8 protein-coding genes, 1 pseudogene and 2 CRISPR repeat arrays are annotated in these 25,783 nt (G+C 66.6%); all 9 genes and pseudogenes read right to left on the reverse strand.

All coding sequences use genetic code 11. The features are described from left to right. Positions 1-1,438: 1,438 nt before the first annotated feature. Positions 1,439-2,686: direct repeats of the CRISPR family, unit length 28 nt; unit sequence GGATCATCCCCGCATGCGCGGGGTTTAC. A 14-nt stretch (positions 2,687-2,700) separates the two neighbouring features. After that, positions 2,701-16,295: a CRISPR direct-repeat array (repeat unit 28 nt; unit sequence GGATCATCCCCGCGCGTGCGGGGTTTAC). Between the two features lie 56 nt (positions 16,296-16,351). Continuing rightward, on the reverse strand, positions 16,352-16,489 hold the full coding sequence (locus JJJ15_RS13215) for a hypothetical protein (protein WP_246742298.1): 138 nt from the start codon (positions 16,487-16,489) through the stop codon (positions 16,352-16,354). 66 nt (positions 16,490-16,555) lie between these two features. Next, positions 16,556-16,744, reverse strand: a pseudogene (gene cas2e, locus JJJ15_RS13220) (type I-E CRISPR-associated endoribonuclease Cas2e); the annotation flags it as partial. Next, positions 16,738-17,676: a type I-E CRISPR-associated endonuclease Cas1e gene (gene cas1e, locus JJJ15_RS09685; protein ID WP_106110460.1), complete on the reverse strand. Its 939-nt coding sequence runs from the start codon at positions 17,674-17,676 to the stop codon at positions 16,738-16,740. The pseudogene cas2e and the gene cas1e, both read right to left, overlap by 7 nt. A gap of 2 nt (positions 17,677-17,678) precedes the next feature. After that, positions 17,679-18,365, reverse strand: coding sequence for a type I-E CRISPR-associated protein Cas6/Cse3/CasE (gene cas6e / locus JJJ15_RS09690; RefSeq protein ID WP_106110461.1), 687 nt, complete (start codon positions 18,363-18,365; stop codon positions 17,679-17,681). After that, on the reverse strand, positions 18,356-19,114 hold the full coding sequence (cas5e, locus tag JJJ15_RS09695) for a type I-E CRISPR-associated protein Cas5/CasD (RefSeq protein ID WP_106110462.1): 759 nt from the start codon (positions 19,112-19,114) through the stop codon (positions 18,356-18,358). Before cas5e ends, cas6e begins: the two co-directional genes overlap by 10 nt. Continuing rightward, complete coding sequence (cas7e, locus tag JJJ15_RS09700; protein WP_106110463.1) at positions 19,114-20,241, reverse strand: type I-E CRISPR-associated protein Cas7/Cse4/CasC; 1,128 nt, start codon at positions 20,239-20,241, stop codon at positions 19,114-19,116. Before cas7e ends, cas5e begins: the two co-directional genes overlap by 1 nt. Positions 20,242-20,243: 2 nt before the next feature. Beyond that, positions 20,244-20,825: a type I-E CRISPR-associated protein Cse2/CasB gene (casB, locus tag JJJ15_RS09705; protein ID WP_246742010.1), complete on the reverse strand. Its 582-nt coding sequence runs from the start codon at positions 20,823-20,825 to the stop codon at positions 20,244-20,246. Positions 20,826-20,923: 98 nt separating this feature from the next. After that, positions 20,924-22,585 carry a type I-E CRISPR-associated protein Cse1/CasA gene (gene casA / locus JJJ15_RS09710; RefSeq protein WP_200510598.1) on the reverse strand — a complete coding sequence of 554 codons (1,662 nt, stop codon included), beginning with the start codon at positions 22,583-22,585 and terminating at the stop codon, positions 20,924-20,926. Next, the gene (locus JJJ15_RS09715; protein ID WP_106110466.1) at positions 22,582-25,533 is read right to left on the reverse strand and encodes a CRISPR-associated helicase/endonuclease Cas3; all 2,952 of its coding nucleotides are present in this window, start codon (positions 25,531-25,533) and stop codon (positions 22,582-22,584) included. The genes casA and JJJ15_RS09715 overlap by 4 nt, the downstream gene beginning before the upstream one ends. Between the last annotated feature and the right edge of the window lie 250 nt (positions 25,534-25,783).

The following is a 25,783-nucleotide window of genomic DNA, read 5'->3' on the forward strand; positions in this document are numbered from 1 at the left end:
GTGGCGGAATATAGCGCGGGCAGGGCAGAGTCTGGTTGCGTGGAGGTCAGGGCCTGCCTGGCGTGAGCAGGGCAGGGTCTGGTTGCAGGGGTCGGGGCCGAGGTCAGGCCGTCAAGGTCAGCCTTCCGGTCGAGGTGCCTGCCAGCTGCGTGGGGGCGGGGGCTGCACCCCCGGCCGGGACTCGGCCGGGCGGTCGTGCCCGCCAGCTGCGTGTGGGGCCGGCCGTACGACAGGCTTCTCGAACTTATCCGCCACCGTGTGCCCGCCAGCTGCGTGGGGGCGAGGGGCCTCTTCCGCTGGGCAGCTGGCGGCAGGGGCGCCGCTCGCCAGCTGCGTGGGGGGTGGGGGAGCGCCCGTCAGCGGTTATTTATGGTGAGGTCGTGCCCGCCAGCTGCGTGTGGGGCCAGGGCCGGAGGCCAGCCCTCCAGGGCCGTGGGGTGTCTGCTGGTGGCGTGGGGGCCAGCCCCTCATCGGCTGGTCCCCGTGCCGTTACGTGGGGGCGCCTGCTGGTTGCGGGGGTCGGGGCCGGGGTCAGGTCCTCAGGGTCAGCCTCCCTGTCGGGGTGCCTGCCAGTTGCGTGGGGGCTGGCCTCTCACCGGCTGGCCCTGTGCCGCTACGTGGGGTGTCCGCTGGTTGTGTGGGTCGGGGCCGGGGTCAGGCCGTCAGGGTCAGCCTCCCTGTCGGGGTGTCCGCTGGTAGTGCGGGGCTGGGGGCGGCGGCTGCTGGGTGGGAGGCCGTGGTGGCTGCCGGTGGGGCGTTCGTCGGGGGCCTGGGTGGCGGTGTTGCACATTCATCCTGGGGTGCTGGTCGGGCCGGTGGCGTGATTCCAACGTTTTTCCGCCCCGGGGGGCGGAGGTGAGCAGGATGAATGTGCAACGTGGGCGCCGTTGCACATTCATCCTGGTTCCCGGTCCCAGGCCGATGGGTGGATCCGCATGATCCCGCCGTTTACTGATCGCCGATTGTAAAAAAAATGTGCAACTCCGCCAGCCGGGCCAGCTGACAGCCTGCCCGTAACCGCCAGCAGGTCCGGCTGGCGCTAGCGCCCGTGACCGCCAGCCGGCCCGACGGAGGCTGCTGGCCACCGCATCCTAGACATGCGGCGCAGACGGAATAAGCACGCAACTAGATCCTGTCTTGCTCGTGCTATGGAGGTAGCCGGGCTAATTCCAAGTCCTGTCGCCGTTCAGGCGTCCTTACGGTATTGCCTGCACCTCTTACGGGGATAGGTCTTGAGGGTCACGACCACCGTCTGGGCAGCACTAGTTCTTGCATGTTGCGTTATTTCTTGCAGAGGAGGACCGGAAGGCTTCGGAACCATGCGGGTATCTCGGTGTTCGGAAGAATGGCGGTACAAGGATTAATGAGGTATGTAAGAACCAGTGCAGCTTGGAGTCCTGTGATGCGTGACTGGCCCTATGCAATGCCCTGGGAACGGGAATCATCCCCACTCGCGCGGGGTTTACTTTACCGGGGCGTGGTAGAACTCCGACCCCGTCGGATCATCCCCGCGCGTGCGGGGTTTACACCGCCGGTCAGGGTAAGCTCACGACCGAGAACGGATCATCCCCGCACACGCAGGGTTTACCCTGCTCAAGGGTGACGAGCATGGCGTTTTTCCGGATCATCCCCGCACACGCGGGGTTTACATCCGTGGCCTGCTCGACGGCATCAAGTCCATGGGATCATCCCCGCACACGCGGGGTTTACGCCGTCCACGACGGGCGCGGCCACTGGCTGGTCGGATCATCCCCGCATGCGCGGGGTTTACGGTGACGCTCTTGGCCATCAGCCCCGCACCTCCGGATCATCCCCGCGTGCGCGGGGTTTACCTCGCCAAAATGTCCGTGCTGCCGGGGTGCTTCGGATCATCCCCGCATGCGCGGGGTTTACGCCTGGCCCGACGAGCCCGAGGAGACCTGACCCGGATCATCCCCGCATGCGCGGGGTTTACGCCTCCCGCTACGACTCCGACGGGAAGCGGAGGGGATCATCCCCGCATGCGCGGGGTTTACCTGCGCCGCCCCGACGTGGTGGCCCCGGAGGACGGATCATCCCCGCATGCGCGGGGTTTACTGGGCGAAGCAGCGGGTCACCCCCTCGGTGACGGGATCATCCCCGCATGCGCGGGGTTTACGTTGACGTGATGACGATATCGGCGCACCGGGCCGGATCATCCCCGCATGCGCGGGGTTTACTCCGTAGGCGCAGAGACTCTCCTTCCTGGGGCGGGATCATCCCCGCATGCGCGGGGTTTACTGCTAGGGTGATCGCGACGGCGGGATTCCGGGGGGATCATCCCCGCATGCGCGGGGTTTACGGAGCGCGGGCACGCGGGAATCGCCGCCACGAAGGATCATCCCCGCATGCGCGGGGTTTACCTGATGGCGGGCATGGGGTCGGGCAGGCTGACCGGATCATCCCCGCATGCGCGGGGTTTACTCCCGGACGTAGTCGGTGTTGTAGCCGTTGGGGGGATCATCCCCGCATGCGCGGGGTTTACGGTTTACCTAAGTTTGGTGGGGGTGTGTTGGGGGGATCATCCCCGCATGCGCGGGGTTTACCTGCGCCCGGCCTGGGGGGCCCAGGACTCCGCGGGATCATCCCCGCATGCGCGGGGTTTACTCGGCGACAAGGGTCTTGTCCGCCCAGGTGGCCGGATCATCCCCGCATGCGCGGGGTTTACGTTCCCCGCTACGGGGATCATCCCCGCACGCGCGGGGTTTACCATTTCTTCTCGCCCTTCTGGCGCATGACGGCGGGATCATCCCCGCACGCGCGGGGTTTACGCAGAATCCTTATTAACAGTTACGTTAAAAGACGGATCATCCCCGCACGCGCGGGGTTTACGGTGATGATGACGTCCGGCGGGGGCATGAGTCCGGATCATCCCCGCACGCGCGGGGTTTACTAGGCGAGCTTTGGTGTCGAAGCCCAAGCGCAGGGATCATCCCCGCACGCGCGGGGTTTACACCACTTGACAAACCTCGTCGAGGCTAGTAACGGGATCATCCCCGCACGCGCGGGGTTTACCTGAAGCCCGGGAAGGGCCGTCACCACCGGCGCGGATCATCCCCGCACGCGCGGGGTTTACCGGCGTTTGGCGTGGGCTGCGAGGCGCAGCCACGGATCATCCCCGCACACGCGGGGTTTACGCCCTGTGAATATGTATGACAATCCCACGGCTTGGATCATCCCCGCACGCGCGGGGTTTACACGTTCAGGCCCTTGCGCACGTTGCCGCGCCGGTGGATCATCCCCGCACACGCGGGGTTTACGGCGTCCGTGTCGTCGTCCCCTGCCTTGTCGGGGGATCATCCCCGCACACGCGGGGTTTACGGCCAGTAGCGTCCCGCCGGGAGGCTCGTGGCCGGATCATCCCCGCACACGCGGGGTTTACGCGAACAGGTCCGGGTCGGTCCAGGTCGCGGGCGGATCATCCCCGCACACGCGGGGTTTACACCTCGCCGCGTCCGGCGAGCATGCGGCAGAACGGATCATCCCCGCACACGCGGGGTTTACGGCCCGAGCCGCTGACGGTCATCCCGCAGATGGGGATCATCCCCGCACACGCGGGGTTTACTTGAGCTCCTCGGCGGTGATGAGGGTGCCGTCCGGATCATCCCCGCACACGCGGGGTTTACTCCCGCGGGTACGCCGTGGAGGTCATGGATGTCGGATCATCCCCGCACACGCGGGGTTTACCGGGCACGCGCACCACCCACCAATCATGTATGAGGATCATCCCCGCACACGCGGGGTTTACCACCTCTGGCCCCGCGGGGGCTTTGTCAGCGGCGGATCATCCCCGCACACGCGGGGTTTACTTGACGCCGTCCCGGACGGTGTCCTTCAGGGCGGGATCATCCCCGCACACGCGGGGTTTACGGACGGGGGTCGGGGCGTCGGCTGTCCGCGGCCGGATCATCCCCGCACACGCGGGGTTTACTCACGCTCGATCCGCTCCTGGGCGTCCAGGAGAGGATCATCCCCGCACACGCGGGGTTTACGACGGCCAGGCCCCGGGCGCCGGCCCAGGAGTAGGGATCATCCCCGCACACGCGGGGTTTACACGTCGTCCTCCTCCACCTGGGCCGCCGCCCTCGGATCATCCCCGCACACGCGGGGTTTACATGAAGAATGCCCTGGTAACCCTGACGCCACAGGGATCATCCCCGCACACGCGGGGTTTACTGACGCTGTTGTGAACTGGCTCACTAACCCTAAGGATCATCCCCGCACACGCGGGGTTTACCTGAGGTCCGCCGTTGGCTGTACAGTATCGGCGGGATCATCCCCGCACACGCGGGGTTTACAGTTGACTACGTTCGTAACGAGATCTATACGCCGGATCATCCCCGCACACGCGGGGTTTACTCTGACACCCTGCACGAGGCGGTGAACTCCGCGGGATCATCCCCGCACACGCGGGGTTTACCCGGCACTCTCGCTTCTTACAGTTGACCCCGCGGGATCATCCCCGCACACGCGGGGTTTACCGCCGCTGCCCGCCAGGGTCTGTGGCGGACCCGGGATCATCCCCGCACACGCGGGGTTTACACTACCGGGCGTTTCCTATGCTCTCAGTACTTCGGATCATCCCCGCACACGCGGGGTTTACGAGACCCCGCTGGGGGAGTACATCCACACCAGCGGATCATCCCCGCACACGCGGGGTTTACAGGCGCTGGTACGCCGCATTAGTGCGGCGCAGGGGATCATCCCCGCACACGCGGGGTTTACGCGGTCGCGTCCACGCCGGCGCGGCGGAGGGCGGGATCATCCCCGCACACGCGGGGTTTACTCCGGGGCCGAGCAGCCCACGCGCCAGCTCGTGGGATCATCCCCGCACACGCGGGGTTTACCCGATGGTCGCCTCGCGCAGGCCGTCGGTCGTGGGATCATCCCCGCACACGCGGGGTTTACTAGTCGTGCACTACGTCACGCAGCACGTCTGAGGGATCATCCCCGCACACGCGGGGTTTACCCCCTGCCAGCCCCCGTCCATGTCGCGCCACCCGGATCATCCCCGCACACGCGGGGTTTACCTGACTACGGCAGTCAGCAGATCCAGCACCTTGGGATCATCCCCGCACACGCGGGGTTTACCAGACGCACCTCATGTGAGTAGGCTCACCCTTCTGGATCATCCCCGCACACGCGGGGTTTACGTGACCGCGTGACTGGCGTCACGTGGCCACTGGGGATCATCCCCGCACACGCGGGGTTTACGTGACCGCGTGACTGGCGTCACGTGGCCACTGAGGATCATCCCCGCACACGCGGGGTTTGCACGCGCACGGACTCAGCCCGCATGCGCCGCATGGGATCATCCCCGCACACGCGGGGTTTACGGGTGATGTGAATGACTCTCTCTCATGCGGTGGGGATCATCCCCGCACACGCGGGGTTTACGGGTGATGTGAATGACTCTCTCTCATGCGGTGGGGATCATCCCCGCACACGCGGGGTTTACCGCAGGTATACTGTACGTCAGGGATCGGCGCAAGGATCATCCCCGCACACGCGGGGTTTACCCGTCCGGCTCGGTCGGGGCCGGCCAGGCGGCCGGATCATCCCCGCACACGCGGGGTTTACACGCGCACGGACTCAGCCCGCATGCGCCGCATGGGATCATCCCCGCACACGCGGGGTTTACGGTTTACCTAAGTTTGGTGGGGGTGTGTTGGGGGGATCATCCCCGCACACGCGGGGTTTACGCCGTCGTGTGTGGCCCTGTGGGGGTTAGGTGGGGATCATCCCCGCACACGCGGGGTTTACCGCGAGGCCTCATCAGAGGTCATAAAAAACGGGGGATCATCCCCGCACACGCGGGGTTTACTCGTCGCCGGTCTCCCGGACGATCTTGAGGACGGGATCATCCCCGCACACGCGGGGTTTACAGGAGGTGGTCCAGGCGGAGGCGCTCGGTCGCCGGATCATCCCCGCACACGCGGGGTTTACCGCTCAGGGGCGCTGTGAGCGTCTCTGAGCGGCGGATCATCCCCGCACACGCGGGGTTTACTTACCCGCAGCGTTCACCCCAGTTGACAGGGTAGGATCATCCCCGCACACGCGGGGTTTACCCACCGACGGACCTCAGGATTTCCGATCATACAGGATCATCCCCGCACACGCGGGGTTTACTCACTACTAGACGCCTCACTGCTACCGCCCACAGGATCATCCCCGCACACGCGGGGTTTACACTCGCACGCTCGGTAATGGGCACTTTCGCTTAGGATCATCCCCGCACACGCGGGGTTTACCACGAATCTTAAGGTTGTCGAATTGTGCTACCCGGATCATCCCCGCACACGCGGGGTTTACGTTAACAGCCAAAACTACTCCTTGTCGGGCACGGGATCATCCCCGCGCGTGCGGGGTTTACGGCGTCATCACCGACGCCGACGGCAAGGTTGTCGGATCATCCCCGCGCGTGCGGGGTTTACGTGAGCGGGGATGCCCTTTCGGGCTGGGGGCCGGGATCATCCCCGCGCGTGCGGGGTTTACGCGTGGCGCGGTCGTATGGTCGTCGTGGGCGGGGATCATCCCCGCGCGTGCGGGGTTTACGTCCGTCCATCCGTAGAAGCGCGTGGTTATCCAGGATCATCCCCGCGCGTGCGGGGTTTACGGTGATGATGACGTCCGGCGGCGGGAGAAGTCCGGATCATCCCCGCGCGTGCGGGGTTTACAAGGGTTATGGGTGGGTTAGGTTTACCTAAGTTGGATCATCCCCGCGCGTGCGGGGTTTACCCGTGGCGACGAAGGGGAACATTAGCCAGACTCGGATCATCCCCGCGCGTGCGGGGTTTACCCGTACGCACCTCGTCGATCCTGCCCTGCCAGAGGATCATCCCCGCGCGTGCGGGGTTTACCGCGTTTTTCGGGGTGTGCTGTGGTGGGGGGTGGGATCATCCCCGCGCGTGCGGGGTTTACATGCGTCCTCGTCTCATGAAAGAAAGTCCTCGAGGATCATCCCCGCGCGTGCGGGGTTTACACCCTGAGGAGAAACATGTACACGAAGGCAACGGGATCATCCCCGCGCGTGCGGGGTTTACCCTTCGGCCAGGTCCTCCTCGACCTGGAGGGCCGGATCATCCCCGCGCGTGCGGGGTTTACGGTGGGGCGGCCCCACGGTTTCCCGTGGGGCCGCCTTGGCCTCACGGATCATCCCCGCGCGTGCGGGGTTTACGGGGCTTCTTGTTGGGGGTGGTCATCGTGTTCCGGATCATCCCCGCGCGTGCGGGGTTTACTGTGGTGAGGTGCTCCTGTAGGGCGGTGATGACGGATCATCCCCGCGCGTGCGGGGTTTACGTTCGGCTGGCAGGTGACGGCGAAACTGAAGGTGGATCATCCCCGCGCGTGCGGGGTTTACGTGCTGGAAACTGTGTCTTCCGCCTTAGGGGAAGGATCATCCCCGCGCGTGCGGGGTTTACTCAGTAACCGGACGAATACGCTGTCAACTGGCGGGATCATCCCCGCGCGTGCGGGGTTTACTGCCTCATGAGTGGCCTGAGCCCCTTACGTTCGGGATCATCCCCGCGCGTGCGGGGTTTACCCATTCTTAACGCTATTCGCAATTCTGCGTCGCGGATCATCCCCGCGCGTGCGGGGTTTACGTTGCTGATCGCCGTCTGACCATGTGCCGCAGCGGGATCATCCCCGCGCGTGCGGGGTTTACAGTACAAGAGGGTGACCTCCTAGTAGGCCGTTAGGATCATCCCCGCGCGTGCGGGGTTTACGGGGCCTGGCTGGGGGCGGATCCGGACGCTGACGGATCATCCCCGCGCGTGCGGGGTTTACGGGGCCTGGCTGGGGGCGGATCCGGACGCTGACGGATCATCCCCGCGCGTGCGGGGTTTACGGCCCGGCCTGGTTGGTGTACACCGTGGCCTCAGGATCATCCCCGCGCGTGCGGGGTTTACCCAGCAATATCGTCAAGAGTTTTAACGTGACCGGGATCATCCCCGCGCGTGCGGGGTTTACTCAGTCTCCAGGAACCGGATATTGAAGGGGAAGGGATCATCCCCGCGCGTGCGGGGTTTACGCTGCGGACACGTATGCGTGAGATCATGCCGTAGGATCATCCCCGCGCGTGCGGGGTTTACTGGGAGGGCGTCATCAAGCCGATCTGGGATGCCGGATCATCCCCGCGCGTGCGGGGTTTACCCGCGTGAGTGCCAGTGGGGCCGCTGGCGGCCCGGATCATCCCCGCGCGTGCGGGGTTTACGCCGGCGCCCCGGATTGTGTTCTACCCCCTCAAGGATCATCCCCGCGCGTGCGGGGTTTACCTGAGCGGCTTTCCGTTGTCGTGTTGCTCCCTCGGATCATCCCCGCGCGTGCGGGGTTTACTCGTGGGTCGCGAAGCACACTGGCCTGCCCAGCGGATCATCCCCGCGCGTGCGGGGTTTACGCGTGGGACGCGAAGGTGCCCGGGGACATCCTGGGATCATCCCCGCGCGTGCGGGGTTTACCCCTGAGACGTTCCGGCAGACGATTCGCGGTATCGGATCATCCCCGCGCGTGCGGGGTTTACATGGTTTCTTTTTCCATGCGGATGATGATGGTAGGATCATCCCCGCGCGTGCGGGGTTTACCGGCAGCGGCAAATGCCAGTAATGCACTTTCAAGGATCATCCCCGCGCGTGCGGGGTTTACCTGCTACGATCATGTCCGGAAGGCCCATCGCCGGGATCATCCCCGCGCGTGCGGGGTTTACCTCGCCGTTACCGGCCCTGACGGTGAGGACGCAGGGATCATCCCCGCGCGTGCGGGGTTTACTCGGTGACGGTGGCAGGACCCATGTAAGCGTCCGGATCATCCCCGCGCGTGCGGGGTTTACACATCATTTTGGACTGGAAGGATTGTGATGAGGGGATCATCCCCGCGCGTGCGGGGTTTACCAACTCACAGGTCGCCGGGACACGATTCGGGGGGGATCATCCCCGCGCGTGCGGGGTTTACGCGTAGAAGAATTCCCGGCGGGAGTTGACCCGGGGATCATCCCCGCGCGTGCGGGGTTTACGTGCGACCAGCTCGTGGCCCGGTTCACAGCCCGGGATCATCCCCGCGCGTGCGGGGTTTACGGCGACCAATCGTGCGGCCGGGGCCGGGACCCCGGATCATCCCCGCGCGTGCGGGGTTTACTTTACGAATCTGAAGGACGGCGTCCAGAGTATCGGATCATCCCCGCGCGTGCGGGGTTTACCCTGGAGGCCCCGCCAGGCGAGCCTGTCGTCTGAGGATCATCCCCGCGCGTGCGGGGTTTACGGATAGTCACCGGCGCGAAGCTCGCCTTCGCGGGGATCATCCCCGCGCGTGCGGGGTTTACGAGGCAGGCAACACCAAGGGCGCGACCTTCAGCGGATCATCCCCGCGCGTGCGGGGTTTACTTATGAGCTTCCATAAGGTGCAAGAGTTTAGCAGGATCATCCCCGCGCGTGCGGGGTTTACTGACAGCTTCAATTTTCAGGAGTATGTTTTCAGGGATCATCCCCGCGCGTGCGGGGTTTACAAACCCACGTGACGGATCACCTGAGTCATGACAGGATCATCCCCGCGCGTGCGGGGTTTACTCTGAGTTCAACTCGCAGGTTGCCGGTACGCGCGGATCATCCCCGCGCGTGCGGGGTTTACTCTGAGTTCAACTCGCAGGTTGCCGGTACGCGCGGATCATCCCCGCGCGTGCGGGGTTTACCGGCCCCGTGGTTTCCCGCGGGGCCGTGCCGGGGGATCATCCCCGCGCGTGCGGGGTTTACCGCCTGGCCCTATGCCCAGGGGTACGCCCGGCAGGATCATCCCCGCGCGTGCGGGGTTTACTTGTCGTTCTCCTCGCGGATATCGTTAAGCGCCGGATCATCCCCGCGCGTGCGGGGTTTACTCAGTCTCGAGGAAATTGATATCGAAGGGAAAAGGATCATCCCCGCGCGTGCGGGGTTTACCTCTGGCAGGAGCTGACCCAGGCGCTCAATGACGGATCATCCCCGCGCGTGCGGGGTTTACCCGCGACGGCGGGATTCCGGGGCTTGCCATGTGGGATCATCCCCGCGCGTGCGGGGTTTACGCTCGCGGTTTCGTGGAGCGGTCGAAGATGCTGGGATCATCCCCGCGCGTGCGGGGTTTACGGGTGTGCCGGTGTGGGCCGGGGTGGATGGGGTGGATCATCCCCGCGCGTGCGGGGTTTACCCGTCCAGTTGACCCCGCGTGAGCGGGGGTGCCGGATCATCCCCGCGCGTGCGGGGTTTACTTGGTGGTCTTAAGGGGGGTGGCCCCGCGGTTTGGATCATCCCCGCGCGTGCGGGGTTTACCTGCGTTGGCGGGATTCCGGGGTTTGCTATGTGGGATCATCCCCGCGCGTGCGGGGTTTACCCCTGAGAGCTCCTGTAAGGGGTCTAGGAGCGAGGGATCATCCCCGCGCGTGCGGGGTTTACAGGATTGGCTCCTGCGTGTTCTTTGTAGCAGTGGGATCATCCCCGCGCGTGCGGGGTTTACAAGAAGCCCCGGGAGTACCTGAGCCTGGCTGGCGGATCATCCCCGCGCGTGCGGGGTTTACTCACGCGGGGTCAACGAGAGCGAGAACCGCGCTGGATCATCCCCGCGCGTGCGGGGTTTACTCTGCCGCGTGACTGGCGTCACGCGGCCGGGACGGATCATCCCCGCGCGTGCGGGGTTTACCATGGCATGATATGTGCGTGCTGCGACCGTCTGGGATCATCCCCGCGCGTGCGGGGTTTACGTCCCCGATCTGATCCGCCATGTCGCCGATCTGGGATCATCCCCGCGCGTGCGGGGTTTACACCCCGGCGCCCCGGGCGCGTGGTACCGCCAGGGGATCATCCCCGCGCGTGCGGGGTTTACGTCAGGGTCACGTCCCTCAGCGCGCGCCCCTGAGGATCATCCCCGCGCGTGCGGGGTTTACTTGGGCTGGAAGGCCGTTCAGAGAAGCTGTGAGCGGATCATCCCCGCGCGTGCGGGGTTTACCGATCGGAGAACTGATCGGCCTAGCAAGCGCGGGGATCATCCCCGCGCGTGCGGGGTTTACTGGCTTAAGACCTACATATCCCAGGGCAACATGGGATCATCCCCGCGCGTGCGGGGTTTACAAGATGTCGACGTTGCGGCCGATCCCGCTGCTCGGATCATCCCCGCGCGTGCGGGGTTTACCTCGTCTCGCGGCCGCCGACGGTAGGGGCCCGAGGATCATCCCCGCGCGTGCGGGGTTTACAGATGGATATCTTCTTCATGGTCCTCGGAACGGGGATCATCCCCGCGCGTGCGGGGTTTACGCTGCCCTCCCGATGACTCCAGTGTACATCTGCGGATCATCCCCGCGCGTGCGGGGTTTACGCTTGCTGCGGCCGAGTTCCAGACAGTGGACGTGGATCATCCCCGCGCGTGCGGGGTTTACATCGTGCGAGTCCCGGTGATCTTGCGATGGACGGGATCATCCCCGCGCGTGCGGGGTTTACTTCGAGGGCGTGGTTGAGCATGGTGGCTCTGGCGGATCATCCCCGCGCGTGCGGGGTTTACCATGCTGGGTGTGTGGCGGCGCGGATGGCGTCCGGATCATCCCCGCGCGTGCGGGGTTTACGCCATAGCGGTCTTCGTGACCGCGCCCCACGCGGGATCATCCCCGCGCGTGCGGGGTTTACGTTCATGAGTGCTTTGGCATCCGCTCGGCCGACGGATCATCCCCGCGCGTGCGGGGTTTACTCTGAGCGGCTTTCCGTCGTCATGTGTCCCCCTGGATCATCCCCGCGCGTGCGGGGTTTACAAGGGCTGGCGTTTCTCGCTTTCTAGGGCGTAGGGATCATCCCCGCGCGTGCGGGGTTTACGCCAGGGTCGCGGCCTGCTGGGCCTGGGCGTCCGGATCATCCCCGCGCGTGCGGGGTTTACGACAGAAGCCCTCTTCCAGAAGCGCCTACAGCGGGATCATCCCCGCGCGTGCGGGGTTTACCCGATACCGATTCTCTGGAGCCTCACAGCTGCCGGATCATCCCCGCGCGTGCGGGGTTTACGACTACGGTCAGCCCGCGCTCAGCGACGACGCCGGATCATCCCCGCGCGTGCGGGGTTTACGGCGACGCCCCCCAGGACCCGACGGTGGAGGCGGGATCATCCCCGCGCGTGCGGGGTTTACTAGGAGAATCCCGAAAAATCAACCTAAAACCGCGGATCATCCCCGCGCGTGCGGGGTTTACTGCTCAGGGGTACGCCCAGCATTACGCCGGAGAAGGATCATCCCCGCGCGTGCGGGGTTTACTGGGTTAGGTGTTTTTGGGGTGTCTGAGGTCGGGGATCATCCCCGCGCGTGCGGGGTTTACTCTGAAGAGCTTTTTTGCGTCTTGTGGATTGGAGGATCATCCCCGCGCGTGCGGGGTTTACATAGGTGGTGGATCTCCATGGCAGGCAGGGGCGGGATCATCCCCGCGCGTGCGGGGTTTACCCACGGGAAACCGTGGGGCCGCCTTGGCCTCACGGATCATCCCCGCGCGTGCGGGGTTTACGCCCAAGCGCAGTTCCCGCCACTGCTCGTCCGGGGATCATCCCCGCGCGTGCGGGGTTTACGCGGGGTCAACCCGTCGTCGTCTCTGAGGAGACGGATCATCCCCGCGCGTGCGGGGTTTACGGTGGCGTTTCCGACGGCCTTGGGTCAGTGCGAGGATCATCCCCGCGCGTGCGGGGTTTACGGATGACCCCCGGCCTGACCACCGGCACTCTCGCGGATCATCCCCGCGCGTGCGGGGTTTACAAGATGTCGACGTTGCGGCCGATCCCGCTGCTCGGATCATCCCCGCGCGTGCGGGGTTTACTCCACGATCACCAGGGAGCGCTTGACGAGGGGGGGATCATCCCCGCGCGTGCGGGGTTTACTCGGTCCGCTTATTTTTGCTCGTGTGGATTGGAGGATCATCCCCGCGCGTGCGGGGTTTACGACGATGTGCTGCGGGCCACAGTGGTCAACAACGGATCATCCCCGCGCGTGCGGGGTTTACTGGGTGGATACGGGGCGTGGTAGGGAGGACCGGGGATCATCCCCGCGCGTGCGGGGTTTACTGGGTGGATACGGGGCGTGGTAGGGAGGACCGGGGATCATCCCCGCGCGTGCGGGGTTTACCCTGTCATCTTGGTGATCTCGGGGATCATACGGGGATCATCCCCGCGCGTGCGGGGTTTACCGGGCACCGTGACCAGCGTCACGGCGACCCGACGGATCATCCCCGCGCGTGCGGGGTTTACCTGCGTGCGTGATCGGCGTCACACGTCCACAACGGATCATCCCCGCGCGTGCGGGGTTTACCGCTGGCGGGGCCGCTGGTGGCCTTTCCCGGGCGGATCATCCCCGCGCGTGCGGGGTTTACCCCGGTCGAAGGGGAAGGCGCTGAGCGGCCCCCGGATCATCCCCGCGCGTGCGGGGTTTACTTCCTGCCGGATCTTGATGATGGTTAGAATGGCGGATCATCCCCGCGCGTGCGGGGTTTACGCACGGTACGCGCGCGGCGTGCACCGTGAGGGGGGGGGATCATCCCCGCGCGTGCGGGGTTTACAAGCCGTGTGGTTCCCCATGGTGACGGCGGGGGGGATCATCCCCGCGCGTGCGGGGTTTACACTGAGACCGAGATCACTGAGGCCAGCGAGGCGGGATCATCCCCGCGCGTGCGGGGTTTACCTGCGTGTGTGATCGGCGTCACGGCGACCCGACGGATCATCCCCGCGCGTGCGGGGTTTACTCGTCCCGCAGGATCCGCCACGCGCGCCCAACCGGATCATCCCCGCGCGTGCGGGGTTTACCGGCTGGGACACCGTCACCGGCGCGTTCAGCAGGGATCATCCCCGCGCGTGCGGGGTTTACGCCATGCAGAAGGGTGAGATCACCGCCGCCGAAGGATCATCCCCGCGCGTGCGGGGTTTACCATGTCCCATAGGGATGAGTCGAGACCCAATCGGGATCATCCCCGCGCGTGCGGGGTTTACTCCTCGCCACTGAGGATGAAACTCACGCCCAAGGGATCATCCCCGCGCGTGCGGGGTTTACTCCTCGCCACTGAGGATGAAACTCACGCCCAAGGGATCATCCCCGCGCGTGCGGGGTTTACGCGATGTCAGTGGCAGTTGTTAGGGTGGCTACGGGATCATCCCCGCGCGTGCGGGGTTTACTCGCGGGCCGCCCGGTCCGCGACGACGGCCCGCGGATCATCCCCGCGCGTGCGGGGTTTACGTGAGCGCGTTATTCGCATTAGCGGATGCTGCGGGATCATCCCCGCGCGTGCGGGGTTTACTCATTAACGAGAAATTCGGGCTTGACGTCTCAGGGATCATCCCCGCGCGTGCGGGGTTTACTCTGGCCGACACTCTATGCCGATACCGGCCGGAGGATCATCCCCGCGCGTGCGGGGTTTACTAAGCCGCCGTCTGACCTTATGTGTATGACTAAGGATCATCCCCGCGCGTGCGGGGTTTACCTGTTAATCGCCGCGAGTTCTATCCCGTGACGGGGATCATCCCCGCGCGTGCGGGGTTTACCTGTTAATCGCCGCGAGTTCTATCCCGTGACGGGGATCATCCCCGCGCGTGCGGGGTTTACGTCAGTGCCGACGTCGCCTCACGCGACGCTGACGGATCATCCCCGCGCGTGCGGGGTTTACGTGGAAGTGATAACGATATCGGCGCACCTGGACGGATCATCCCCGCGCGTGCGGGGTTTACCTTTTGACATTTTTGTCGACAAGGTCAACGCTAGGATCATCCCCGCGCGTGCGGGGTTTACTCAGTAATCGCACAAATGTCTTGTCCACAGGTGGGATCATCCCCGCGCGTGCGGGGTTTACAAGAAAGTCCAAGAATGGGCTTCAACGCCACGGGGATCATCCCCGCGCGTGCGGGGTTTACGGTCTTGGCGGTGCTGCTGAGGGATTCTACCTGGGATCATCCCCGCGCGTGCGGGGTTTACAAGGCCCTATTGTTTAGACACTTCTGAAGCTCCGGATCATCCCCGCGCGTGCGGGGTTTACTTGACCAGGAGATCTCCAAGGGGATCCCCGGCCGGATCATCCCCGCGCGTGCGGGGTTTACGGTTTACCTAAGTTTGGTGGGGGTGTGTTGGGGGGATCATCCCCGCGCGTGCGGGGTTTACTTGACCAGGAGATCTCCAAGGGGATCCCCGGCCGGATCATCCCCGCGCGTGCGGGGTTTACGGTTTACCTAAGTTTGGTGGGGGTGTGTTGGGGGGATCATCCCCGCGCGTGCGGGGTTTACCGGGAGAGCGCCTTCCACTTCTCCGCCTCCGCCGGATCATCCCCGCGCGTGCGGGGTTTACGCGATGGTGGGATCAAAGTTTTTTCAGAAATACGGATCATCCCCGCGCGTGCGGGGTTTACGTGGTGACATCCTGTGGGTGTCAGGTCGAGGACGGATCATCCCCGCGCGTGCGGGGTTTACCTCCCGCCCATTCTTCTGCTCCTTCGTAGCGTTGGATCATCCCCGCGCGTGCGGGGTTTACCAGGTCACCAAAAACCTGAAGTATCGGATATGGGGATCATCCCCGCGCGTGCGGGGTTTACCAGGTCACCAAAAACCTGAAGTATCGGATATGGGGATCATCCCCGCGCGTGCGGGGTTTACTCTAGGGTGTGTTTTGGGGGCCCTTATTTTGGCGGATCATCCCCGCGCGTGCGGGGTTTACATCACTATCCGATTCTGTGAGAACTACGTCACGGGATCATCCCCGCGCGTGCGGGGTTTACTGAGGAATACGCCGACTACGCTATCGCGAATACGGATCATCCCCGCGCGTGCGGGGTTTACTAATCCAAGTTGACGAACACGTTTCGTTTGTGGGGATCATCCCCGCGCGTGCGGGGTTTACTCTAGGGTGTGTTTTGGGGGCCCTTATTTTGGCGGATCATCCCCGCGCGTGCGGGGTTTACATCACTATCCGATTCTGTGAGAACTACATCACGGGATCATCCCCGCGCGTGCGGGGTTTACCTGAGACAGACGCCTGTATGGAGCTGATAGTCGGGATCATCCCCGCGCGTGCGGGGTTTACGATATGGCCTTTACTGACTACGCATTCCGGGCGGGATCATCCCCGCGCGTGCGGGGTTTACTCTCCCCGTTATCAACAGTGAAAAAGTAAACAGGGATCATCCCCGCGCGTGCGGGGTTTACGCTGGGAAAAGTGGGCATAAAAGTGCCTCCCCGGGATCATCCCCGCGCGTGCGGGGTTTACGCAGTAGGGCGGTGTACTTGGCGCGGGCTTTCAGGATCATCCCCGCGCGTGCGGGGTTTACACTTGGCGATCCTTGGAATCCCAACGGTCCTGGAGTCTACCACCCCCCGGTTTCCTTCACTGCTGACCTAGTGCCCGCTCGGCAGAGTTGCGGTAGCGCCGCCGTCGAGCCGCGATGGACCACGACTCCCTGGGCGGCTTGACCGAGCCCGGGACCGCCCGTGCCCCCTCGATCTGCTGGTAGGGCGTCCTCATCACCAGGCACCCCTCAATGTCAACCGGCTCACGATCGTAGCCTAGCGACGAGACTGCGAAGTGCTGTTCGGAACGCACCGTCCAGATCAGTAGCGCGCGCCCCTCGCCAATGTAGGCGTGAACCAGCTCCCACAACTGCTCACGCACACGAGCCGAAAGACGGCCAACAAACACTCCGGATGACACTTCTAGGAGCCACCGGGTAACAGTCCCGCGTAGTGACGCTGGTGCTGCCGAGAGAATGAGAACTACCATCCTCCTGCATCCTCCTCGGCGTAGTTCGCGCCGCCGGCAACAGACTGCCGCTGGTAGTCCCACAGTGAGACCACGTTGACGCCCAGGTCCTCAGTCTCCTCGACCTCAAGAAGCCGGTAGATGTCCCGGACCGTCCGCTCAATAACCTTGAGCTCGAAGATCCTGTCCCTCACGCGCCGCCGAGTCGTCCCGGTGAGATCCTCCATCCCCTCGGCGACGACGTCGAAGGCGATCGGGATCGTCGTCTCGGCCTTGTACAGGTCCGCGACGTCGTACACGAAGGACCGTTCGTGCCCCGTGTGGACGAAGCCGAGCCCCGGCGAGCACCCCAAGGAGACAATGACTCCGTGGACGACGCCGTACAGGGCCGCGTGCGCGGCCGACAGGGCCTGGTTGATCGGGTCCGAGGCCTCGAAGTCGTCAGGACGGTAGTCGCGTCGTGTCCACGCCACCCCCGTCCTGCGCGAGTTCCTCCGGTACACCTCCCGGACCCGGGCGCCCTCCCGGCCCCTGAGCTGCTGCATGGTCAGCCCGTCCACGTCCTCCCCGGCGAAGCGCATGCAGTACATCTCACGTGCCACACGCAGCCGCTTCTGAGGTGAGGAGACCCGGGACGCCTGCGCCACGAGCAGACGTGTGGAGGTGGCCAGGGACCGGCCGTGCGCGTAGTAGCGCACACCGCGCTCACCCACCCAGACCGCCGTCGTCCCGCACTCGCCGAGCAGGCTCATGGCCTGGTGGCTCACAGACGTCCCCGGTCCGAGGAGGACGGCGACCAGAGATGCTGCCGGGACGTGGACGGTGCCCTGCTCGTTGCGGGCGGTCAGGGCACCATCCTCCCGGTGGACGACGCAGTGCTCCAGGTAGAGGAAGGACATTCGGTCCTGTACCCGGGGCAGCGCCGTCACGGGGACCGGCAGCATCCTGGCCATCCTCAGCCCCGCCTCACCCGGGCGAGCGTCATGAGTCCGCAGCCGTAGGCTTTGGACCGGCCGATCCCGGTCACGAGGACGCGGCGCAGCACCTCCGCGTCAGTGACGTGCAGCACTCCCTCGTAGACGGTCCTGTTAATGGTGACCCGGTCGTGCCCTCCCTCATTGGGGCGGTTCCGGTTGAAGACCGGACGCTCCCGGCGTACCACCACCACCACGGAGTCGGCGCGGTCCGGGTCCGTATCAGCAACGGGCACGAGCTCGAACCCGTAACCCGCGGTGCGGGAGACGAGCCACTGCCGCTGCTGCTCGACGGTGACGTGCCCGTACCTCTTGCCGCGGACCCCCGGTCCCCGTGGGGACGAGTAGGAGGGGTTCGCCGTCAGGCGGAAGGCCCAGAGCTGTCCGGGTGCCAGCCGGTCCAGGAGCGGTGAGTAGTCCAGGGTCCGTGCCTGCGTGCCGGCCGCGCCCGCCTCGGTCACGAGCTGGGTGCAGTCGGGCTCCGAGGGGGAGAGCAGGTACAGCGACGTCGTCACGCCCTGGTCAACCCGCCACAGGACACGGCCGGGCCCCTCGCCCTGGCCGCCCTTGGTGGCCTTCATGACGACGGCGTGCATGACCTGTGGTGAGCCCAGGTACCTGCGGGTCGCCCGGCGGGTCGGGTCCAGGTCGATCTTTGTCAGAAACACCAGCCCATCCCCTCCAGTCCGGTTGGCCCGGCCAGCTCAGCCATGGGGTCGTGGGCGTCGACGGACGTGGACCTGTACGCCTCCGCCCCTGAGTCCCCTACCTGTACCATGATCCGCTCGACCTCCCGGAATCCGTAGTCGCGGCGCCGAGGATCAAAGGACACCGGGACGTCCTGACTGCCCCGGACCCCGCCGGAACGCTGCTCAGCTGGTACGACCTCCTGGTCAATGAGGATCTCCGTGCTGAGACCATCGTCATGACGGCGGCGGAACCAGTCCGAGGCCTGCCACGGCTCAGCCCGCAGCGCCTTCAGCAGCGCCGCCTCCCGCAGCCCCAGGGACACCGGGAGGGCGGGCGGGCAGGAGCGGCGACCCAGGTACAGCGGGAAGGCCGGGTGCCGCAGGGCCTCGTCAATGCCCTCCAGGAGCGCCTTGTCGCCCTCAATTCCGGCGAGGAAGACGGCGTCGGCCAGGTAGTAGCGGTTCGACAGGGGCATGGAGCTCCTGCCGTCCAGGGTGTGTGCGGTGTGGAAGTCCCGGATGACGGTGCCGGGCTGGTCCTTGCGCACCCCGAAACGCAGCTTGATAAGGTCCTCGATCGGGTCCGTTCTGCGTCGTCCGACGGCGGCCGCCAGCATGCCGATCACCCCGCTCTTGGTCGGTGCGAGCTCGGTGGAGCGCACCGTGAACCGGGACCTCACCCCCCACGCCTGCATGGGGCCCGCGAGTCGTAGGAGGAGGACGGCCATTAGGCCTGCTCCTGACCGGGCAGGCGCGGGGACACGGCCTCGCGGACCTGCGCCGGCAGGTCGGTGAAGGACACGCGCTCCCCGAGCGAGGTCACGGCGTCACTGTCCGTGAGCGCGACCACGAAGCTGCGCAGCGGCTCCAGGCCGTAGTTGTCCTCGATCGTCGCCGCGTGCCGGGCCAGCGCCTCCACGGAGCGGGCCACGTAGCCGTGGGCGCCCTGTGCCGGAACCGCCTCCTCGAAGGCCCCCACCAGGGAGACGGGCTGGTCCTCGCGCACGGTCACGACGACGGTCTCAGGCACGGTCCGGTTGGCGAAGGTGTTCTGCTTACCGGTGGGCATGGACAGGCAGAAGCCCCGGACAAAGACCTCCAGCGCCCGCAGCGTGGCCTCACTGTCCCCGAGGTTGTGCCGCAGCAGGTCCACGTTGACGGTGGCGTAGCGGTACATGGTGGCCGAGGAGAACTCGACCGTGCCCATCATGCCGGCGCCGGCGTCCTCCTCCTCGGAGCGGTTCTTCTCGTCGTCCACGGCGGTGAAGAAGTCGTACTCGTTCTCCGCGGCGTGCGTGGAGATGGCGTGGGCCACCTGGCAGGCGGCGTCGACATTGAGGTCGGTGTCGTCGGCGACCATACGGCCGAACAGGGCGATATCGACGGCGTGCGCCTCCTTGAAGACCTTCTTGACCGCCTTGGCGTCCAGCGCCTCGCCGCTGTGGGCCGAGGCGATCGCGAGCTCGGCCAGTCGCTCTACCTGGCTGGTGGACAGGAACAGCAGGTAGCCGGACTCCGGAGGGGCGTCCTTCTTGTTGCGTGGGGGCGAGAGCTTGATCCTGGCCGTCTTGAACACCTCCTCGGCCAGCTTGGTGGCGTTCCCCGCGAGGTCAGGGGCGTCCTCGGTGATCCGGGCGGCCAGCAGCTCGGCGACCCGCTTGGTGCGCACGCCGACGTCCTTGGCGTCCAGGAGGTCGTTGAAGTACAGGCGGGTGGCCCGCTTCCAGGACTGGCTGGAGACCCGTAGACGGCGTACGCCCCCGTAGACGGCGGACTTGGGGGAGCCTGAGTCGTCACGGTTGACGCAGGAGGGAGGCAGGTTCTGGATGACGTGGATATCGACGTAGGTGCTCATAGTCAGTTCTCCGATTCTGGTGTGGTAGTGCGGTCGGTGCGGGACGCTGAGTCAGCGCCGTCTGCCGTGGACATAAAGTGGTACTGGCGGGCCCAGACCAGGCGGACCTCCTTGGCCCCGCCCGGACGCTGGAAGCGGACGATGTCGTCGGCGAGCATGGCGTGGTCCAGGGTGATTCCCCGGGCCCGCAGCAGGGAGACGAGGTCTCGTAGGTGGTGGCGCAGCTCGGTAATGGTGGTGGAGGTGACCAGGGCGTTAAAACGCTTACGGGCCGAGGGGTTCTCCTGGTCGGGAGGACCGATCAGCTCTCGGGAGGCGTGCCCCAGCCCCTTACCGGGGTGGAACATGGGGTCGGTGCGGGACTGCTGGTGCACGGCGTAGAGGGTCATGGCGGTGTGGACGGCGACCTCCTCCGGGGTGGGAGCGTCACCCGCGTCGTCGGGGACCCTTACCTGGGTGAGTGCCCAGGTGGCGGGGACCTCCCCGGGCTCCCGGGTCACGGCGCCGCGCAGTGCCGCCATCTGCTCACGGGCCTGAGCCTCGTTATGCAGGTAACGACTCTGCAACCCGTTCTTACCGCTCACACGCTGGTTCACGAGCCTGCCAGTAGCCCCCAGGGAGGGACGTCGTCGGGATCGGGTGGTGCCTCCCGAATCAGGAGGTGTCCTGGTATCCGCTGCGGTCATGCTGATGTCCTTTCTCCGTCCTCGACGGGTGCGTCCTGCGACTTGGCTGGTGGTATCGCCTTCTTGAGCGCGATACGGAAGTAGGTCAGGGCGCGGCCCACGTCCATGCGCCCCTTGCCCTCACCGCGCCCGGCAAAGGCGGTGTCGGGCACGGCCGAGGTGAGTGCCTTCTGCTGCCTCCAGGCCTCGGAGCGCAGCAGGGCACGCCACTCATCGCGGGCCTCGGCGGGGTCGGCCTCGTCCAGGGAGGCCAACCAGCGGGGGAAGTGCTCGTCAATCACCTGGTAGAAGGCGGCCCCGGCACAGCCCCGTGCGGCCGTGGCCGTGTCCGGGCTCCCTCCGCACGCCCTGTCCAGGTTCGCGGCCAGGTTCCGCAGCGCGGAGGCAGCTCCTTCCGTCTCCTCCATGGCGTCGTGGACGACCCCCACCAGGCGCGTGCTGCTCGGATCCAGCAGACCGGCTGGCAGGGACAAGGCGTCGTCGACCAGCTCGGAGACAACCGCCTCCTGGGCCCCGTACTCCATGCCGACGGCGTGCACGGGAATAAGACCGCTCAGTGGCACAATGCCCTGGAGCATGAGCTCCTGGTAGAAGGAGATGACACCGGGGGAGCGGTACCGGGGTACCTCACCGGCACCCTTGACCGTGACCCGGGGGCTCAGCTGGGCGACGAGCGTGGACAGCCCTCGCCAGAAGGCCCGGTCCGTGGGCAGCTTACGGGGCATGTAGACGGTGGCCTTGAGCTTCTTGGTCTGCGGCTCGGAGTAGCGCCATGCGGTCATGGGCTCGACCAGGTAGCGGTTCTGGGGGGTCGCCTTGTCCCCGTTGCCCAGGAACAGGCTGGTGACGCGGGTATCGCCGTGGAGGAGGACGCGGCGTGTCTGCCACGTGTAGCAGGACACCGGGCCGGTGGGCTCCAGGGTGAGCGAGCCCGCGGGGGTGTCCGGCTCGCACTCCCACGGGGGCAAGTCCGTGGCCGGGTCCACGTCGAGGCCGTCGGCCACCTCGCAGACGACGGTATTGAGCAGCAGGGTGCGCTCCAGGTCCTGCCCGGTCACGGACACGACACCGATCTGCCCCGTCCAGCCGGGACCAATGGGGTACCCCTTGCCTCCCTTGACCTTAGGGTCGCCGGCAGCGCCTGTGCGTATGCCGGAGGGGTCGAAGGCGTGGACGTGCACCAGCCACCGGGCCGCCTCCGACCAGCTGACGGACTCCAGGCCCTGGGCGATCCGGGTGGTGAAGAAGGGATCCCCGTTGGGGACGTCCGCAATGAGGGACTCCAGGCTTGAGGTCTTCCCGGAGGCGGCGTGGATCCCTGCCACCTGGAAGAAGGGGTGCTCCGGGTGGCGCAGGTCAAAGCGGTCCCGGTAGTCCTCCAGGTAGGCGACGGCGGCCCGTCCCAGGGTCCCGGGGGCGTCCCAGTACTCCTCCCAGGTCTCCAGGTCCTCCGGTCCGTCCATGACGCGGTGGCAGACTGCCAGCAGCAGGCGCAGTATGGCCACGTCCTGGCTGGCGATCTCGCCGTGGATGCCGGCAATGTCCGCCGCCTCGCGGAAGACGGTCAGCAGTGAGACCTCGTCAGGGGTGCCGTTGAGCCGGGTCACCCGTATCCAGGGCTCGTCAAGAAGGTTAAAGCTGGGTGTTTCCATTGTCATTGAGGGCTGATCTCCTTCAGTCCGGTGGTGGGGGAGTACTCGAGTGTCTTGCCGCCCAGGTGGGCCCGGCCGTCCTCCAGGACCAGGAAGAGCTGGCCGCGCAGCTGCGGCTCGTCCTGCCAGGCAGGAACGACCCACCGCTCCAGCTCGTCAATGACCTGGTCGATGACGCGCGCGTTGGACAGGCTCGCGGGCAGCCTCACCGCGGACAGGGCCATGGCGCGCACGACCTTCGGGTCAGGGACGCGGTCGGTCGGGATAATGTGCACCGTGCCGCCAGGCCGGCACGGCAGGGTACGTGGCTCCTCCTGGCCACCGTCCCGGTGCAGATCCAGGAGGATGACCTCCAGGGAGTCCTCGCCGTCGCGCACCTGGGCCCGACCCTTCTCCTCGTTGTCCGAGGCGGTCGTGTGCAGCCAGCCCACCAGTGAGGTGCTCCTCCCCGACTTCTTCGGCTCATCGAGAAGGAATCCCTGCGCCGATTTGAACTTGTCGGATCGCTCCTTCTCATACGCCTCCCTGGCCTGGGACACAGTCTCCCGCCACTTGGGTGGTACCGGGGCGTCGGCTCCGTAGACGGCCTCAATGAGGTCGTGGACGTCGTCGGGCACGGTGACCACCCCGAGGCCGTCGAGCACCCGGTCCAGGGCGGCCGCGCTCATGAGCATGTCCTGCTCCCCGTAGATCGCCTTGGCGCCAGGCTCCACGGCCGGGTCGTCAGAGGTGGTGGAGGGCAGGTAGTCGATGTAGCAGGTAGGGGTGGCAAGCCGGGGCGGGCGAGGCCGGTTGTGGCGGTGGAGCCGGCCCATGCGCTGAAGGACCAGGTCAATGGGGGCCAGGTCGCTCACCAGCAGGTCGAAGTCCACGTCCAGGGACTGCTCCACCACCTGCGTGGCCACGACGACCGCCCGGTGCGGCCGATCGGGGCGGCTGCGCGGCGGCCCGAAGCGGCGCAGCAGGTCGGCGTCCTTGGCCAGGCGGTCCCCAATGGTGAAGCGGGCGTGGTTGAGGCCCACGTCCTCACCGAAGGTCTCACGCAGCAGCTCGTAGGTCTCCTGGGCGCGCCGCACCGTGTTGCGCACCACCAGGGCGCAGCCGCCGTCGGCCAGCGCCTCTGTCAGGAGCGGGACCAGGGCGTCCTTGGTCAGGCGCCTGAGGTGCACCGTGCTGCGCCGCCCCGAGGCCGACGTCGCGGTGACCTCGGTGCGCTCGCGCCCCGCGGTGACCAGGCAGGGGAAGGGCGTGCGCAGGGCCTGGGGGGTGGGGGTCCTGGGGACCTGCTCTCCCGCGGCCAGGCGCAGGCCGCGCCGGTAGGCGTCGACCAGGGCGGTGCAGCGCGCCTCGGACAGGGTGGCTGACAGGAGCACCACCGGCACGCCGTAGGAGGCGAGCCAGGTCAGGGCACGGTCCAGGTAGACGTTCATGTAGGTGGAGTAGGAGTGCACCTCGTCCACGACGACCACCTTGCGGCTCAGCCCCAGGTGCCGCATGGCCAGGTGAGGGGCGCGCATGGCCTCAAAGAGCAGGTGGTCCACGGTGGTGACCACGAAGTCGGCGAGCATGGTCTTCTTGCGCCCGTTGAACCAGGCCAGGATGGCCAGGTCGGCCCGACGGCGCCTCTTAGTGCTGGCGGTCCGGCTGGTACGGGCCTCCTCCTCGTCCCAGCCGATCCCGGCGGGGCGCGGGACGGAGTCGGCCTGTCCGCCGAGCGCCCCCAGGAGCCGGTCGCGGATCTCGTAGCCGCGCCTGCGCAGCACCCGGGCCTCCTCATTGAGCCGGGCGCGACCGTGCACGAGCTGGACGGCAAAGTCCGACGGCGCGCCCCCGGCGGCGTAGGCCTCCTCGATCCGCTCCAGCCAGGACAGCTCACGGGAGAACATGGCGTCCGTGGTCGCCTGGGTGGGCAGGGCGAAGAGCACCCCGGCCCGGCCGGTCCGGGCGGCGAGCACCTCGGCGGCCATGAGGGCGGCCTCGGTCTTGCCGCCTCCTGTGGACTCCTCGACAATGAGCATCCCCGGCAGCTCCATGGTGCGGGCCGCCTCCAGGGTGCGTGCCTGCACGTCGGTGGCCCGGGCTCCCCCGGGTAGCTCAAAGCGCTGGGTGAGCAGCACGTCGGGGTCGGCGCCCTCGTCACGGGGGTGCCACGGAGCGGGAATCTCCAGGCGGGACCGGCCGGTGGCTACCCGTTCGGCGTGGGCGTCGGGGGAGAGGTGGTCCAGTCCGTCGTCGTCCAGGGGAAGAAGAGGGAAGTACGCCTCCGTGGAGGCGAGCCAGTCCGCCACAATGACCAGGCCCGAGAGCTCCACCAGGAAGGGCTGGGACCAGCGGTGCCGCCCCCAGCCGGGCAGCAGGGGCCCCGCACCGGTGCGGGCTGTCACGAGCTCAAGGAGCTCACGCTGGGTGGTGGCCCACGCCTCGTCACCCAGGAGGTGCTCGTGCCCGCTGAGATCGTTGGTCAGGGCCGCCCTCGTGGGCGGGATGCCGTGGTGGGCGCCGACCACGGAGGCCAGGGCCTGGGCCGCCCCAGGCGCCCAGCCGTGCTCGCCCGTGAGCCAGGACCTCAGGATCAGGTGGCCTGCCAGGGCGTGGGGGAGCTTACGACGCTCCTTGATATCGACGTGCTCGTGCCTCAGGCCCACCTCCGCCATGCGGTCGTCCAGGCTCGTGACCTGGCAGGAGAAGGCCGGGGTGCACTTGCCGACGTCGTGGACGCCGGTGGTCCAGGAGGCCAGGAGGCAGAACTCGTCCACCGGGGCCAGCCCTGAGGCTGAGTCGGCGAACTCGCGCTCAATGAGGTCCTGGACGGTGGGCGCCAGCCAGTGCTCGGCGAGGTGCCCGGCGAGAGTGGCGGAGTCGAGCAGGTGCAGCCAGAGCGGGAGCCAGCGCCTGCTCTCGGGGTCGTAGCCGGACTTGGCCCACACGCGCTGGGCGCGAGCTGACAGTTCCATAGGGACGGGGGTTCCTTCCGTGGGGGCTGGCCCAGGCTATCGCGCCAGTCACAGCAACACGCCCTGAGGTGCCCGTTGAGATCAAACTGTTATCAACAGTGTTCCGTGCTGACGAGATAGCCATGGTTCGTGGTGGAGGCTCATGGTGCGGCTTCGGCTCCTGGACGCGGCGTCATGACTTGGGGGTGGGCCGGAAAGCGGCTAGCCTGGGTGTTGGTGCAGTGGCAGCTGCACCAACACCCAGACAGCG

The sequence above is a fragment of the Actinomyces sp. HMT897 genome (assembly GCF_016626125.1).
GTDB lineage: Bacteria > Actinomycetota > Actinomycetes > Actinomycetales > Actinomycetaceae > Actinomyces.

Bases quoted from the DNA above. Each gene is read 5' to 3' on its own strand.
- JJJ15_RS13215 (WP_246742298.1), bottom strand. From the start codon at position 16,489: ATGAGGACGCCCTACCAGCAGATCGAGGGGGCACGGGCGGTCCCGGGC.
- cas1e (WP_106110460.1), bottom strand. From the start codon at position 17,676: ATGGCCAGGATGCTGCCGGTCCCCGTGACGGCGCTGCCCCGGGTACAG.
- cas5e (WP_106110462.1), bottom strand. From the start codon at position 19,114: ATGGCCGTCCTCCTCCTACGACTCGCGGGCCCCATGCAGGCGTGGGGG.
- cas7e (WP_106110463.1), bottom strand. From the start codon at position 20,241: ATGAGCACCTACGTCGATATCCACGTCATCCAGAACCTGCCTCCCTCC.
- casA (WP_200510598.1), bottom strand. From the start codon at position 22,585: ATGACAATGGAAACACCCAGCTTTAACCTTCTTGACGAGCCCTGGATA.
- JJJ15_RS09715 (WP_106110466.1), bottom strand. From the start codon at position 25,533: ATGGAACTGTCAGCTCGCGCCCAGCGCGTGTGGGCCAAGTCCGGCTAC.